Origin of the sequence: Streptomyces sp. NRRL S-340, assembly GCF_000720185.1 — a bacterium.
Classification (GTDB): Bacteria; Actinomycetota; Actinomycetes; order Streptomycetales; family Streptomycetaceae; genus Streptomyces.
In genome coordinates this window covers 55099-69243 of sequence record NZ_JOIY01000023.1, presented here as the reverse complement: position 1 = coordinate 69243, position 14145 = coordinate 55099, and the positions used below count along the sequence as shown (strand labels likewise).

Genomic DNA, 14145 nt, shown 5'->3' with positions numbered 1-14145 from the left:
GGTCCCGGCCGGGTCCTCCCGGCCGTCCGCCACGCTCGCCGAAGAGCCCCGTGTCCGCCGGAGGCCTCATGAACGCTGCCCGCTCCGCCTCTTCCGCCGCCGCAAGCACGCGCGCCCCGCGCCGGGCCCGCCGCGCGGGCCTCGCCGCGTTCGTCGGCACCACCATCGAGTGGTACGACTTCTTCATCTACGGCACGGCGTCCGCGCTCGTCTTCGGCAAGCTGTTCTTCCCCGACGTGTCGCCGGCCGCCGGTGTGCTCGCCTCCTTCGCCACCTTCTGGGTCGGTTTCCTGGCCAGACCGCTGGGCGGCATCGTCTTCGGCCACTTCGGGGACCGCATGGGCCGCAAGGGCACCCTGGTCACCACGCTCGTGATGATGGGTGCCGCCACCTTCCTGGTGGGCGTCCTGCCCACACACGCGCAGATCGGCACAGCGGCGCCCCTGCTGCTGGCACTTCTGCGCGCCGTGCAGGGCATCGCCGTCGGCGGCGAGTGGGGCGGCGCGGTCCTGATGGCCTCCGAGAACGCCCCCAAGGGCAGGGGATCCCTGTACGCCATGCTGGTGCAGCAGGGCTCTCCGGCCGGGGCGATCCTGTCCACCCTGGTCTTCCTCGCCGCGGGCACCCTGGACGACGCCGCGTTCACGTCCTGGGGCTGGCGCGTGCCGTTCCTGCTGTCCGGGCTCCTCGTCGTGGTCGGCCTCGTCATCCGTCTCAGGGTCGAGGAGTCGGACGACTTCGAACGGGTCAAGGAGAGCGGCGAGGTGGTGAAGCTCCCGGTCGCCGAGGTGCTGCGCACCGCGTGGCGGACCGTGCTGCTGGGCATCGGCGCCTCGATCATGGGCATCTCCGCCGCCTACTTCACCAACACGTTCGTGCTGTCCTGGACCACCAACGAGCTGCACATGAGCCGGCAGACGATGCTGTACGTCCTGCTCGGCATCACCGTGGTGCAGTTCCTGTGGCAGCCGTACGCCGCCCTGCTCTCCGAACGGGCCGGGGAGACCCGGTTCATGGTGTGCTCGCTGCTCGTCAACGTCGTCGTCGCCGTCCCCATGTTCCTGATGATCGACACGGCGCGGCCCGTCCTCGTCTTCTGCGGCATCGCGCTCGGCATCGTCAGCGGCTCCGGGTACTACGCCGTCCTGGCCGGGTTCCTCGCCCGGGCCTTCCCCTCCCGCATCCGCTACACCGGCATCTCCCTGTCCTACCAGCTGTGTTCGACCCTCATCGGCGGTACGACCCCGCTGGTGGCCCAGTCGCTGCTGACGTCCGGGGGCGGCTCCATCTGGCCCGTGGTCGCGTTCTACGCGGTCCTGCTGCTGGTCACCTCGGCCTGCGTCGCCGCGCTCGCCCGGTCCACCGGCCGGCGTACACCCCGGGTCGAGCCCGTTCCCGCGGCCGTCTGACGGCCTTCACCTCACCGACCGGGCGGCCGCCGTGCGAGCATCCGCGCCGCGGCGGCCGACCGGCCCCACCCAAGGAGTTGACCACCCGTGCGTCTCGACGCCGTCTTCCGCAACGGACGTTTCACCACCCTCGACCCGGACCGCCCCACCGCCCGCTCTCTCGGTGTCCTCAACGGCCGGATCGCGGCCCTCGACGAGGAGTTGGCGGGCTGCACGGCCGACCTGGTCGTGGACCTCGGCGGCGCCCCCGCCGTCCCCGGGTTCAACGACGCGCACCACCACCTCAGCCTCGTCGGCAAGGGACTGCGCGAACTCGACCTCTCGTACGCCGTCACGCCGAGCCTCGACGCGCTGTACGCGGCGGTGGCCGAACGGGCCGCGACGCTGCCCGAGGACGCCTGGATCCTCGGCGCGGGCTACGACCAGAACAAGATCGGCGCCCATCCGACCGCCGAGGCGCTCGACAAGGCGGCACAGGGCCGCCCGGTGTGGCTCGTGCACACCTCGCACCACATGGGCGTGGCCAGCACGGAGGCGTTCAGGCGGGCCGGCTTCGGCGACCTCTCCGCGGTGCCCGACCTGCCCGGCGGCCACGTCGTGCGCGACGCGGCGGGGCGGGCGCGGGGGCTGCTCCAGGAGACGGCGATGCAGCTGGTCGAACGGGCACTGCGTCCCGAGCCCGTCGCCGAGTGGACCGCCAACATCGCCGCCGGCGCACGGGCCGCCCTCGCCGTCGGACTGACCAGCGTGACGGAGCCGGGCATCGGTGTCACCGACGGCATCGGCAACGGCCCCGCCGACCTGGACGCCTACATGAGGGTGCGGGAACGCGGTGAGCTGGGCGTCCGCATGACCGTCATGCCGTACATCACCGCGCTGCGCGACTGCGGCGCCTTCGAGCCGGGCGCCGACTGGTACGGACTGGACCTCGGCCTGCGCACCGGCTTCGGCGACGAATGGCTGCGCGTCGGACCGACGAAGCTGATGTCGGACGGTTCGCTGATCGGCCGGTCCGCGGCGATGTGCTGCGACTACCACGACACCCCGGGCAACAGCGGCCTGCTCCAGCACGAACCCGAGCGGATCCGCCGCTACATCGTCGAGGCGCACCGCTGCGGATGGCAGATCGCCACGCACGCCATCGGGGACGCGGCCCTGGACATCGTCCTCGACGCCTACGAGGAGGCGCAGCGCGTGCACCCCCGCGCCGACGTGCGCCACCGGATCGAGCACGCGGCGGTCACCAGCGCCGAGCAGGTCGCCCGGATCGCCGGACTGGGGCTGATCCCGGTGCCGCAGGGCCGCTTCCTCTCGGAGATCGGTGACGGCCTGCTGGCGGCTCTCGGTCCTGTCCGCAGTGAACTCGCCTACCGCATGCGCTCGTTCCTCGACGCGGGGGTCGTGCTGCCGGGCTCGTCCGACGCGCCCGTCGTCGCGCCCGATCCGCTGCTGAGCATCCACGACATGGTGAACCGCAGGACCGCATCGGGCCTGCCGATCGCCCCGCACGAAGCGGTGACGGCCCGGGAGGCCCTGCGCGCGTACACGGTCGGCTCCGCCCACGCGGTCCACGAGGAGCACGTCAAGGGCACCCTGTCGCGGGGCAGGCTGGCGGACTTCGCCGTCCTGAGCGACGACCTGCTGGCCGTGGCTCCCGAGCGCATCGCGGAGGTGACGGTCGCGGCCACCGTCGTCGGCGGCCGGATCGCCCACGACACGGGGGCCCTGCGGGTCTCCTGAACCGCCGGCGCGGGCCACCGCGGGTCTTCCCGAATCGATCGAGGGCGTCTGTACTGCCCTGGAACCTGAACCGAAACGGTCCGGGTTCACCGGTCGACTCCCCTGGTGGCGGCGCCGCTCCGGCGCGCACGGCAGTCCTCACCACTTCTGCACCAGCATGACGAGATCGACTGTCGACAACTTGTATACAGCTCGTCTACAGTCGGCATACCGATTGCGGCCGGAGCCTCGCTCGCTCTCCGACGACGTAGGAAAGGCAGGTGTGCACATGGCGGAGAACCCGACGGAGCCCGTCGTCCCGCGCCTGGGGCCGCTGTCCGCGGGCCGGCACCACACCGCCGCCGACGCCGCCGCCTGCGAGCGGATGCTGCACAAGACCGTCGCGCTGCCGTCGAACGAGGACCCGTTCCTGACCGGGACTCAGGTGACCGAGGCGGCACAGGTGCCCCGCACCCCGGTGCGCGAGGCCCTGACCCACCCGCGGGGGGACGGGAGGGTGCGCCGGGTCCCGCGGCGCGCAGCGCTCGTCCCGCCCGCGAGCCCCGGCGACGCCGGCGCCCTGTTCGAGGCGCGCGGCGTGACCGAGAACTGGGCCACCGCCGAGGCCGCCTGCGCACGGGCGTCGTCCGCCCGGCTGTCCGGCATCCTGGGCCGGCAGGCCGCCGGCCCTGGACGATCCGGTCGGGTCCGACCCCCTCGACGTGGAGTTCCACACCGCGACCGTCTCCGCGGGCGGCGACCACGTCCTCACCGGCCTGTGCCGCTCCCCGCACCACCGGCGGATGCGCCTGGGCGGGCGCGGGCCGCACCGCGGTGCCAGGAACGCGGCCGGGACGTCCTGGCCGAGCACCGCGCGGTCGCCGCGGCCCTCGCCCGCGCCGCCGAGCAGGCGGCGGTCCAGGCCGCCCGCGACCACCTGACCTCCACCGTGCGGGCGCTGCGCCACGACGACCTCCGCGCCCGTCCGGCCACGCACTGAACCCCCACGCACCGACCCCGGAAGGAGTCGTCAGTGACGACGACCACCGACGCTGTCACTCTCACCACGCCCGACGGCGTCCCCGTCCCCCTGGAGAACGCCACCGTGGTGGTGGCCGGGTACGCCGGCCGCGACCAGGCCGGAGTCAAGGCGCACATCGACGAGCTGGCGGCCATCGGCGTCGCGCCGCCGCCCGAGGTGCCGATGTTCTACCCCATGCCGCTCGGCCTGCTGACCACCGCCGCCCAGGCCCCGGCGTCCCCGGACTCCTCCGGCGAGGCCGAGCCGCTGATCGTGCGCCAGGGCGGTCGTTTCTTCCTGGGCGTGGCCTCCGACCACACCGACCGCGAGATCGAGAAGACCGACATCCTGACCTCGAAGCGGGCCTGCCCCAAACCGATCGGCGCGACCGTCGTCCCGTTCGACCCGGACACCTTCGACTGGGACGGCTGCACCCTCACCAGCACCGCCGACGGAGCCCCGTACCAGGACGGCAGTCTCGCCGAACTGCTCCACCCGTGCGACCTGTTCGCCCGCATGACCGAGCGCGGCCTGATCACGGACGACGAGGACGTCGTGGTCATCGGCGGCACGGTACCGCTGCTGACCGGCCGGTTCCTGTTCGCCACCTCCTGGGTCGTCGAGCTGACCACAGCAGAGGGCACCACCATCCGCCACGAGTACAAGACGAACTGAGGAGACCCCTGATGCGTACCGGAGCCGAGTACCTGTCCAGTCTCAACGACGGCCGCCAGGTCTACCTGGACGGTCAGGCCGTCGACGACGTCGCGAAGCACCCCGCCTTCGCCGGTGTGGCCCGCACCGTGGCCACCATGCTCGACGTGGCGGCGAGCCCCGAGCGCGGCATGCAGACCACCCGCGCGGACGGCACCACCGTCAACAAGGTGTTCACCGCCCCCTACAGCCGCGAGGACCTCGTCGAGCGCCGCCGGGCCATCGAGACCTGGGCCGAGGTCTCCCACGGCTGGATCGGCCGCAGCCCCGACCACGTGGGCACCTACATGGCCGCGTTCGGCGCGCACCCCGAGGTGTTCACCACCGAGACGCGCGACTTCTCGCAGAACGTGCGCGACTACGTCCAGCGCGTCCAGGACGAGAACCTGTACCTGGCCTACGCGATCATCCCGCCGCAGTACTCCCGGGCCACCACCGCCTCCGGATGGGGCGAGGAGTTCATCCAGGTCGGCGTCGTCGAGGAGCGCGAGGACGGCATCGTCGTGCGCGGCTCGCAGATGCTGGCCACGGGCGCGGCCGTCGCCGACGAGATCTTCGTGTCCTGTATCAAGCCGCTGGGCCCGGACGACGTCGACTTCGCGGTCAGTTTCGCGGTGCCGGCCGCCGCCGAGGGCCTCAAGCTCTACCACCGCCGCCCCTACGCCCCGCAGGCGTCCAGCGAGTTCGACTACCCGCTGACCACCCGCTTCGACGAGCCCGACGCCCTGGTGGTGTTCGACGACGTCCTCATCCCCTGGGAGCGCGTGTTCGCCTGCCGGGACACCGACACCGTGCGCCGGCAGTTCTTCGGCACGGGCGCCCACGCCCTGGGCAACTGGCAGGCCCAGATCCGCTTCACCGCCAAGCTGAAGTTCATCGCTTCCGTCGCCCGGCGCGTCACCCAGGTCAACGGCACCGACCGCATCCCCGGCGTGCGCGAGAAGCTCGGTGAGATCGCCTCCCTGGTCTCCCTGATCGAGTCCGCCGTCCTGGCCGCCGAGTACACCGCCGAGCCCGACGAGTCCGGCCTGATGATCCCGGGCGCCCGCGCCCTGTACGGCTCCATGGGCCTGCAGTCCGAGATGTACCCGCGCGTGATCGCGATCCTGCGCGACCTGGTCGGCGGCGGCGTTCTGCAACTGCCCGCCACCGTGCGCGACCTCGAGAGCGACCTGACCCGCGGCGACCTCGCCCGCTACGTCAAGTCCCCGGGCGTGGAGACCACCGAGCGCGTCAAGCTCTTCAAGCTGGCCTGGGACATCATCGGCACCGAGTTCGGCGGCCGCCACCAGCAGTACGAGATGTTCTACGCCGGCGCCCCGTTCCTGGTGAAGGGCGTCTACGCCTTCGACAACTTCGGCTACGAGTCCCTGCTGCCGGAGCTGGACGCCTTCCTCGCCTCCGTCCCCGGCCCGGACGTCACCACCGCCCCCGCCCCCACCGACACCCAGGAGGTCTCCGCATGAAGCCCGAGATCGAGTTCACCGGCATCGAGGACGTCACCTACGTCCCGGCCCCCGGCAACGCCCCCGGACTGACCATGGCCGTCCTGGCCGAGGACCCCGAGCACGACGTCGTCACGCGCATCCTCAAGTTCGAACCGGGCACCGACACCTCCGCCAACGGCGTCCAGGTGCACGACTCCTGGGAGGAGGTGTTCATCTTCGAGGGCTCCTTCACCGACCTGGAGCTCGGCCGGACGTTCACCGCACCCTGCTACGCGGTGCGCCCGCCCGGCATGAGGCACGGCCCCTGGAAGTCCGAGACCGGCGCCCGCATGTTCGAGGTGCGCTACATGCGCAAGGAGGACGCGTGAGCGCGCTGACCCAACGCCTGCGGGTACCCGACAAACTGGCGATGCGCCGCACCATGGGGCACTTCGTCACCGGCGTCGCCGTGGTCACCACCCTGGAGGACGGCACCCCGCAGGGCATGACCGTCAACTCCCTGACGTCCATCAGCCTGGAGCCGCCGATCCTGATGGTCTCCCTGAACCACGGGTCCCGGACCGGCGACGCCATCGAGTCCTGCGGCACCTTCGGCGTCTCGATCCTGTCCGCCCGGCAGGAGCAGGTGGCCCGGGTCTTCTCACGGCCCGGCCGGGACCACTTCGCCGGCGGCCACTTCGACGTGACCGGCAACGGGATCCGCCTGATCAAGGACTCCCTGGCCCAGGCGGAGTGCACCGTCCACCAGGCGATCACGGTCGGTGACCACCGGGTCATCTTCGGAGAGGTCACCGGCGCCTGGGACCGCCAGGGAGCCGCCCTGGCCTTCGACGCCGGACACTTCGGGGAGTTCTTCGGCTTCGGGCACGACCCGATGCCCTGGACCTTCTGACCGCGCCACGACGGGGCTGCCCGGGCCCTGCGGGCAGCCCCGTCCGGCGGACGTCCACGGAGTGCATACGATGCGCACATGAACCAGGCGGACACTGCGGACACCCGGGCCGGGCAGGCTCTCTCCACCCGGGACAAGGTTCTCGCGTACCTGCGCGAGAACGTCCTGACGGACCCCGACGTCCAGGACACCTTTCTCAGCGAGCAGGCCATCGCCGACACCGTCGGCGTCTCGCGGACCCCGGTCCGCGAGGCCCTGGTCGTCCTCGCCTCCGAGGACCTGGTGCGGCTCATGCCCAAACGAGGCGTGTTCGTCCCCGCCATGACCTCCCGCGAACTGACCGAACTGTTCGAGATCCGCGGAGTGCTCGAGAAGCACGCCGCGCAGAAGATCACGTCCCTCCCCGGAGCCGACCTCACCGGACTTCGCCAACACCTGGCCCACCAGCAGGAACTCGCCGACACCACCCCGCACACGCCGCGGGACGCCCGGGAATTCATCGCCACCGACCGGGAATTCCACCAGGCACTGGTCGCCCTCGCCGGCAACCGCCTGGCCACCCGCACCTACACCAGCCTGCGCGACCGCCAGACACGTGCCGGACTCCTCGCCGTCCAGGAACGTGAATCCCGCTGGCAGGAGGTCTGCGCCGAGCACGCCCTGATCATGCGGGCCCTCGAAGAGGGGGACGCCGAGGCCGCGGCGACCGCCATCGACCGGCACCTGAACACCACCCTGGTCACCCTTCTCGCCCAGTAGAGCGCCCCTGCGGCCGGGAGCACACGGGCATCGGCGCGACCAGACCACCGTCCATCGCCGCCCATCGTCACAGGAGGATCCGTGCGTATCGCCCTGGCCCAGATGCTCAGCACCACCGACCCGCAGGAGAACCTGCGCGCCATCACCGGCCTGACCGCCCGGGCCTCCGGCCGGGGCGCCGACGTCGTCGTCTTCCCCGAGGCCGCCATGTGCGCCTTCTCCGGCTCGGTCGCCGACGCGGCCGAGCCGCTGGACGGACCCTGGGCCCGTCAGGTCGCGTCCCTCGCGGCCGCCCACAAGGTGACGATCGTGGCCGGGATGTTCACGCCGGCCCCCGACGGACGCACGCGCAACACCCTTCTGGTCACCGACGGAGTCACCACCGACGGGTACGACAAGATCCACCTGTACGACGCCTTCGGCTACCGCGAGTCCGACACCGTCCAAGCCGGCACCGACCTGCTCGTGCGCGACATCGGAGGAGTGCGGTTCGGGTTCGCCACCTGCTACGACGTGCGCTTCCCCGAGCAGTTCGTCGCGCTCGCCGAGGCGGGCGCGCAGGTCGTGGTCGTCTCCGCGTCCTGGGGTGACGGGCCGGGGAAGCCCGAGGCCTGGCGGCTCCTGACGACCGCCCGTGCGCTGGATTCCACCTGCTTCGTCGCCGCCTGCGGGCAGGCCGACCCCGCCGGCGTCGGCAGCCCCTCGGGGCCCGGCCCCCTCGGCGTGGGACACAGCCGTCTGGTCGCTCCCGACGGCACCCTCGTCGGCGCCCTCGACCGGGAACCCGGACTGCTGGTCGAGGACCTGGACCTGTCCACGCTGGAACCGGCCAGGCAGGCCCTCCCGGTCCTGGCCAACCGCGTACGGCTCACGGCTCCCGCCCCGGCCTGACGCCGACGCCGGCTACGGCGTCGGCGGCACACCGGGTGTGGGGGCGGTGACGAGAGGAGAAGTGGGGACCACGAGCACGGGGGTGTCCGGCAGAGCGGCGGCATCGGCGGGGGTGCCGCCCTGCCGCCCTCCTGTCGGACCGGACGAGCAGACGGCCGGGCGCACGGGCCCTGGCGGTCTCGCCGGGCCGTTCGCAGGTGTGGGCCGCCGAACCGACACCCGCGCCGCTCTGCCAACGGCAGAACAGCGGCCCGACCGGACGCGACGATCACTACAGTCCAGTCGCATGACGACGGTTACGACGCGCACGGTCGAGTACCCGGCCGACGGCCTGACGATGATCGGGCACCTCGCACTCCCGGCCGGAGTCGATCGCCGGCCGGCGGTGCTGATCGGGCCAGAGGGCATGGGGCTCAGCGACGTCGAGCGCCGCCGGGCCGACGCTCTCGCCGAGCTGGGATACGTGGCGCTGGCCTTCGACCTTCACGGCGGACGCTATGTGGCCGACCCCCAGGAGATGCTGGCCCGTTGCATGCCGCTGCTCGCCGACCCCGACCGGATGCGAGGCATCGGCCACGCGGCGCTCGACGTGCTCCGCGCCGAGCCACGGACCGACCCGGACCGGATCGCCGCCGTCGGCTACGGCACCGGGGGCGCCATCGCGCTGGAACTCGGGCGCGACGGCGTCGGCCTGCGCGCGATCGGGACGGTCAACGCGTTGACCACGGGCCGGCCGGGCGAGGCGGCGCGCATCCGCTGCCCGGTGTGGGCCGGGGTCGGCTCGGAAGACCCGATCATGCCGCCCGCGCAACGGGACGCGTTCACCGCCGAGATGCAGGCCGCGGGCGTCGACTGGCGCCTCGTGGTCTACGGCGGCGCCCTGCACGCCTTCCACCACCCGCCGGTCGACCACCCCGTGGTCCCCGGCGTCGGCCACCACCCACGGCACGCGCAGCGGGTCTGGCACGACGTCGTCGACCTGCTCGCCGAGTGCCTGACCGCACCGGAGTGATCCGGTCGGCAACCGCGCTTCCGCCTTCCGATTCCACGCCCGCCCCTGGCCACGCGCCGATGCCCCGCACCGCTGACGCGGGGCATCCCGGCACTGCGCTGACGTCGGCATGCGGGCCCGCCTACGCCCGCCGGCGGGCGAGGCGGGGGAAGAGCGCCCCGGCGTTGCCGCGGTCGATGGCCTCGGCCTGGCCGGGGGCGAAGCCGGGGTAGGTCTCCAGGAAGCGGTTGTAGTAGGAGCCGGCCTCCTGCGGGGCGAAGGGCCAGTCGCTGCCGTACAGGAGGTGACCCGGCTCGGCGAAGGCGAGCAGGGCCGGCAGGGCGGAGGGGCTCGCGGACAGGGCGGTGTCGAAGTAGAACCGCTTCAGGTCGCGCAGGACGTCTTCCGCCTTGCGGTTCCGGTCGACGACGGTGGAGGTCAGGCCGGAGAAGCGGTAGGCGGCATACGGCAGGAATCCGCCGCCGTGGGAGAGGATCACCCGCATGTTGCGGTACCGGTCCATGACGCCGTTCAGCACCATGTTCAGGGCAGTGCGGGTGGTGTCGAAGACGTAGTCCGCGAGCGGGGCGGGGGTGCCGGGCAGCAGCGTCATCGGGGGCTGCGCGGGGTGGACGAAGACGTTCGCGGAGCGGCGGTCGAGTTCGTCCCACAGGGGCTCGAAGGCCGGGTCGCCGAGGTACTTGCCGTGGGCGTTGGACATCAGGACCACACCGTCGGCGCCCAGGACGTCGAGGGCGTGCGCGGCCTCGGCGACGGCGGCGTCGACGTCGGGCAGCGGGATACTGGCGAAGTGGCCGAAGCGGTCGGGGTTGTCCTTGACGACCTCGGCGCCGTACTCGTTGACGGCGCGGGCCAGGTCGCGGGCGGCCGTGTCGTCGCCGAGGTGGACGCCGGGCGCGGTGACGGACATGACGCCGGTGGCGATGCCCTGCTGGTCCATCATGGCGATCGCGCTCCGCGGGCTCCAGGCGGGGATGGCCCAGCCGCCGGAGTCCATGCCGCGGGCGGCCAGAGTCTCGGCCCAGACCGGCGGGACGATGTGGTGGTGGACGTCGATGCGGGCGGGGAAGTCCATGACTGGAAGCCTCCTAAAACTTAGCTTGCTAATGACTTCATTTAGTAAGCTAACAACCATGGGAGAGGTGAGCAAGCACGAAGAGCACGGCCTTGAGGACCTTGCCTGCGAAGAGACGAGTGTGAGGGAGCTGGCGCAGGCCGCCGACCGGCTCTTTTATGCCATGCGCCGCTCTCGGGCGGCCACCATGGGCCGCTCCGGGGCCGGGCTGTCCATGGCCCAGCTCACCCTGCTGGAGCCCCTCGCCGCGGACACCCGGGGAGAGGGACTGCCGGTCGGCAGGCTCGCCGCGGCCGCCGAGGTCAGCGTCCCCACCGCCACCCGCATGCTCAAACAGCTCGAAGCGGCGGGCGTGGTCACACGGCAGCGCTCCCCGCACGACGAGCGGCAGGTCCTCATCCGCCTCACCGAGGACGGCGCCGGCCGGTTCGCGGTCATGCGGACGGAACTGCGGGCACGCCAGTGCGAAGCTCTGGCGCACTTCACACCACTGGAACGCCGAGAACTCGCCGCGCAGCTCCAGCGCCTCGCCGCCGTCATCGGCGACACCGTCCCCCCGCCCGCCGAGGGGGAGGCCGCACAGCGGTGACGCACCCTGGTTCCGCCGGCCGGCCCTGCTGAGCAACGCGCTGCCGGATCCCGGCACCGCGCGTACAGCGGCCGCCCCGGTGCTCCAGCGCATGACCGACCTGGTGCGGGATCCCCGCCCGGCGCTCGGCGGCGCCGCCGGCGCCTTCCGGATCGGGCTACGGCGCCCGTACCGCGCCCGGACACAGACCGCCGTGCAGGCACTGGTCAGCGTGCTCGGCCTCCGTATGGCCCTCCTCCTGTCCGTCTTCGCCCGGGAGGCAGGGAGAGGGAGTGGCCGGCCGACAGGGCGGTGGTTCCTTCAGGGCCTCTGTGCCGGCCGGGCCTGCCCGATGAGGATGGCCACGTCGTCGTTGTCCTCGGGGTGGCGAAGGGAGTGCAGGAGCCACTGGCAGGTTTCGTCGAGCGGGCGGGGTGGTTCGTCGAGGACGTTCACCAGTGTGGCCAGGCGCTCGTCGATGGGGTGGTGGCGGGTCTCGACGAGACCGTCGGTGTAGAGGACGAGCCGGTCGCCCGGGTACAGGTCGAAGGCGGTGGTGTCGAAGGGCACCCCGCCGACGCCGAGCGGGGCACCGGTGGGCAGGTCCAGGAGTTCGGGGCGCTCGCCGGCGCGGACGAGAACGGGGGGCAGGTGGCCCCCGTTCGCGATGTGGCACAGGTGGCGGTGAGGGTCGTAGACGGCGTAGAGGCAGGTGGCGATGTAGCGCTCGAGCCCGCAGGTGATCTTGTCGAGGTGCCGCAGCACCTCGTCGGGGTCCAGGCCGAGGTCGGCGTACGCGCAGGTCACGGTGCGCAGCCGGCCCATCGCCGCGGCGGCGTCGACGCCGTTGCCCATCACGTCACCGACCACCAGGGCGGTTTTGTCGCCGGCCAGCGGGATGACGTCGTACCAGTCGCCGCCGACCTCGCAGGACGCCTGCGCGGGCTGGTAGAGCGAGGCCACCTCCAGACCGGTGAGCCGGGGCGGGGTGCCGGGCAGCAGGCTGCGCTGCAGGGTCACGGCGGAGTTGCGCACGCTCTCGTGCCAGCGCGCGTTGTCGATGGCGACCGCGGCCCGGGCGGCCAGCTCACCGGCGAGGATCACGTCGTCCTCGTCGAAGGGCAGCGGGTTGCGGGTGCGCAGCAGGTCGAAGGCGCCGAGGACCTCGTTGTGGGCGATCAGCGGCACCGCCAGGTAGGAGTGCACACCGGCCCGGGCGAAGGCGTCCGCGGCGGCGGGGTCGCGGGCGATGCGCAGCAGGTCGTCCCGGCCGGTGCGGGCGACGACGACCGGCTGTCCCGTGTGGACGCACCGGGTGATCAGCCGGTCCGGGCCGTAGGCGGCGAGGTCTCCGACCTTGTCGGCGGCGGCGACGGCCTCGGTGGGGTGGGCCGAGGCCACGGCGAGGGCCCGGAACAGTTCCGGGCCCTCGTGCGAGGCGGTGGAGCGCCGGAAGGCCAGGACGGCGTCGAGCACGTCGACCGCCGCGACGTCGGCCAGGTCGGGCACGGCGGCGCTCGCCAGCTCCTGGGCGGTCCGCTCGACCTCCAGGGTGGTCCCGACACGCGCGGAGGCGTCGGCGATCAGGGCCAGCCGGCGACGGGCCCGGTCCGCCTCGGCCGCGGCGCGGTGACGCTCGCTGACGTCGACGACCGAGTTCGCCACGCCGATCACCCGTCCGCCCGCCCCCTCGATCCGGTAGTACGACACCGACCAGGCGTGATCCTCGTCCGGGTCGGCCGGGGTGCGGCCGACGATGTACTGGTCGATCAGCGGGGTGCCGGTGACCAGGACCTGGCGCAGCGCGGACTCGATGGTGCCGATGGGGGCGAACCGGAGGATGTCGTGCGGCCGGCGGCCGATGTGGTCGGCCAGGGGGACGCCGTTGATCCGCTCCAGGGCGGGGTTGACCAGGAGGTAGCGCAGGTCGGCGTCGAGCAGCGCGATGCCGATGGGCGACTGGGAGACCAGGCGTTCGGACAGTGCCAGCTCGGTCTCGATCCGCTCCAGCGCGTTCCGGTCCGCGGCGATGCCCAGCGCGTAGACGTCGCCGAGGTCGTCCAGCAGGCGCATGTTCCGGAACTCCACCAGGCGGGTGCCGCCGTCCTTGTGCCGGACGGGGAACGCTCCGGCCCAGCTCGTCCCGGTGGCCAGCACCTCGGCGAAGAGCTGGGTGACCAGCTCGCGGTGCTCGTCGTGGACCAGCAGCCGGGCCGCGTACCTGCCCAGCGCCTCCTCGGCCGTGTAACCGAACACGTCACTGGCCTGCGGGCTCCAGAACACGATCCGCCCGCTGCTGTCCAGGACCACCGCCGACACGCTGAGCAGGTCGAGCAGTCCGCCCGGCGGTGCCGGTCCCACCCGGTGGGCCTGGGCTTCTTGTGCTTCCTCGTCGTACGACGCGTCTGCGGCCATCGCTCTCAGCTCCCTCCTCGTCCGGGCCCGAGGGCTGCGGCTGCCGAGGGCCGTCCCCTCCATGCTGCTCCCCTCGCCGGTCCTCGCATCCGGTGCCGGGCGCGCGCCGCCGGCGGGGCCGGATGCGCGAGGCCGCCGGGCGCGCGCCGCCCGCGGGGCTCTATGCGCGAGGCCCCGGGCGTTCGTGCCTCGCGGCCGTACCGGTGAACGCGTGGGGTGCGC

The 14145-nt window shown here is 72.6% G+C and carries 13 protein-coding genes; 11 read left to right on the top strand and 2 right to left on the bottom strand.

Features of this window, described 5'->3' with window-relative positions; translation table 11 throughout:
* Positions 1-68: 68 nt before the first annotated feature.
* The 10 genes from IG64_RS19260 to IG64_RS19215 all read left to right on the top strand — a co-directional run bounded on the left by IG64_RS19260 (position 69) and on the right by IG64_RS19215 (position 9865).
* Positions 69-1409: an MFS transporter gene (locus IG64_RS19260; protein ID WP_051813101.1), complete on the top strand. Its 1341-nt coding sequence runs from the start codon at positions 69-71 to the stop codon at positions 1407-1409.
* 87 nt (positions 1410-1496) lie between these two features.
* The gene (locus tag IG64_RS19255) at positions 1497-3149 is read left to right on the top strand and encodes an amidohydrolase (RefSeq protein WP_037857853.1); all 1653 of its coding nucleotides are present in this window, start codon (positions 1497-1499) and stop codon (positions 3147-3149) included.
* 268 nt (positions 3150-3417) lie between these two features.
* Entirely contained in the window at positions 3418-4128 is a 711-nt protein-coding gene (locus IG64_RS19250; RefSeq protein WP_037857851.1) for a hypothetical protein, read from the top strand.
* A gap of 33 nt (positions 4129-4161) precedes the next feature.
* Positions 4162-4824, top strand: coding sequence for a DUF2848 family protein (locus IG64_RS19245; protein WP_051813099.1), 663 nt, complete (start codon positions 4162-4164; stop codon positions 4822-4824).
* Positions 4825-4835: 11 nt separating this feature from the next.
* A complete protein-coding gene (locus IG64_RS19240; RefSeq protein WP_051813097.1) occupies positions 4836-6329 on the top strand; it encodes a 4-hydroxyphenylacetate 3-hydroxylase family protein in 1494 nt (497 codons plus the stop codon).
* Positions 6326-6679, top strand: coding sequence for a cupin domain-containing protein (locus IG64_RS19235; RefSeq protein WP_037857849.1), 354 nt, complete (start codon positions 6326-6328; stop codon positions 6677-6679). The genes IG64_RS19240 and IG64_RS19235 overlap by 4 nt, the downstream gene beginning before the upstream one ends.
* Complete coding sequence (locus IG64_RS19230; protein WP_199811622.1) at positions 6676-7203, top strand: flavin reductase family protein; 528 nt, start codon at positions 6676-6678, stop codon at positions 7201-7203. Before IG64_RS19235 ends, IG64_RS19230 begins: the two co-directional genes overlap by 4 nt.
* A gap of 78 nt (positions 7204-7281) precedes the next feature.
* On the top strand, positions 7282-7962 hold the full coding sequence (locus IG64_RS19225; protein ID WP_051813095.1) for a GntR family transcriptional regulator: 681 nt from the start codon (positions 7282-7284) through the stop codon (positions 7960-7962).
* Positions 7963-8043: 81 nt separating this feature from the next.
* A complete protein-coding gene (locus IG64_RS19220) occupies positions 8044-8853 on the top strand; it encodes a carbon-nitrogen hydrolase family protein (protein ID WP_051813093.1) in 810 nt (269 codons plus the stop codon).
* A gap of 286 nt (positions 8854-9139) precedes the next feature.
* Entirely contained in the window at positions 9140-9865 is a 726-nt protein-coding gene (locus tag IG64_RS19215; protein WP_037857843.1) for a dienelactone hydrolase family protein, read from the top strand.
* A 121-nt stretch (positions 9866-9986) separates the two neighbouring features.
* Here the strand turns inward: IG64_RS19215 and IG64_RS19210 are convergent, their stop codons facing one another.
* The gene (locus IG64_RS19210; RefSeq protein WP_037857840.1) at positions 9987-10940 is read right to left on the bottom strand and encodes an amidohydrolase family protein; all 954 of its coding nucleotides are present in this window, start codon (positions 10938-10940) and stop codon (positions 9987-9989) included.
* A gap of 58 nt (positions 10941-10998) precedes the next feature.
* On the opposite strand from IG64_RS19210, the gene IG64_RS19205 reads away from it, so the two are divergent.
* On the top strand, positions 10999-11529 hold the full coding sequence (locus tag IG64_RS19205) for a MarR family winged helix-turn-helix transcriptional regulator (RefSeq protein ID WP_037857838.1): 531 nt from the start codon (positions 10999-11001) through the stop codon (positions 11527-11529).
* A gap of 300 nt (positions 11530-11829) precedes the next feature.
* On the opposite strand, the gene IG64_RS19200 is transcribed toward IG64_RS19205, so the two are convergent.
* Positions 11830-13923: a SpoIIE family protein phosphatase gene (locus IG64_RS19200; RefSeq protein ID WP_037857835.1), complete on the bottom strand. Its 2094-nt coding sequence runs from the start codon at positions 13921-13923 to the stop codon at positions 11830-11832.
* Positions 13924-14145 lie beyond the last annotated feature (222 nt).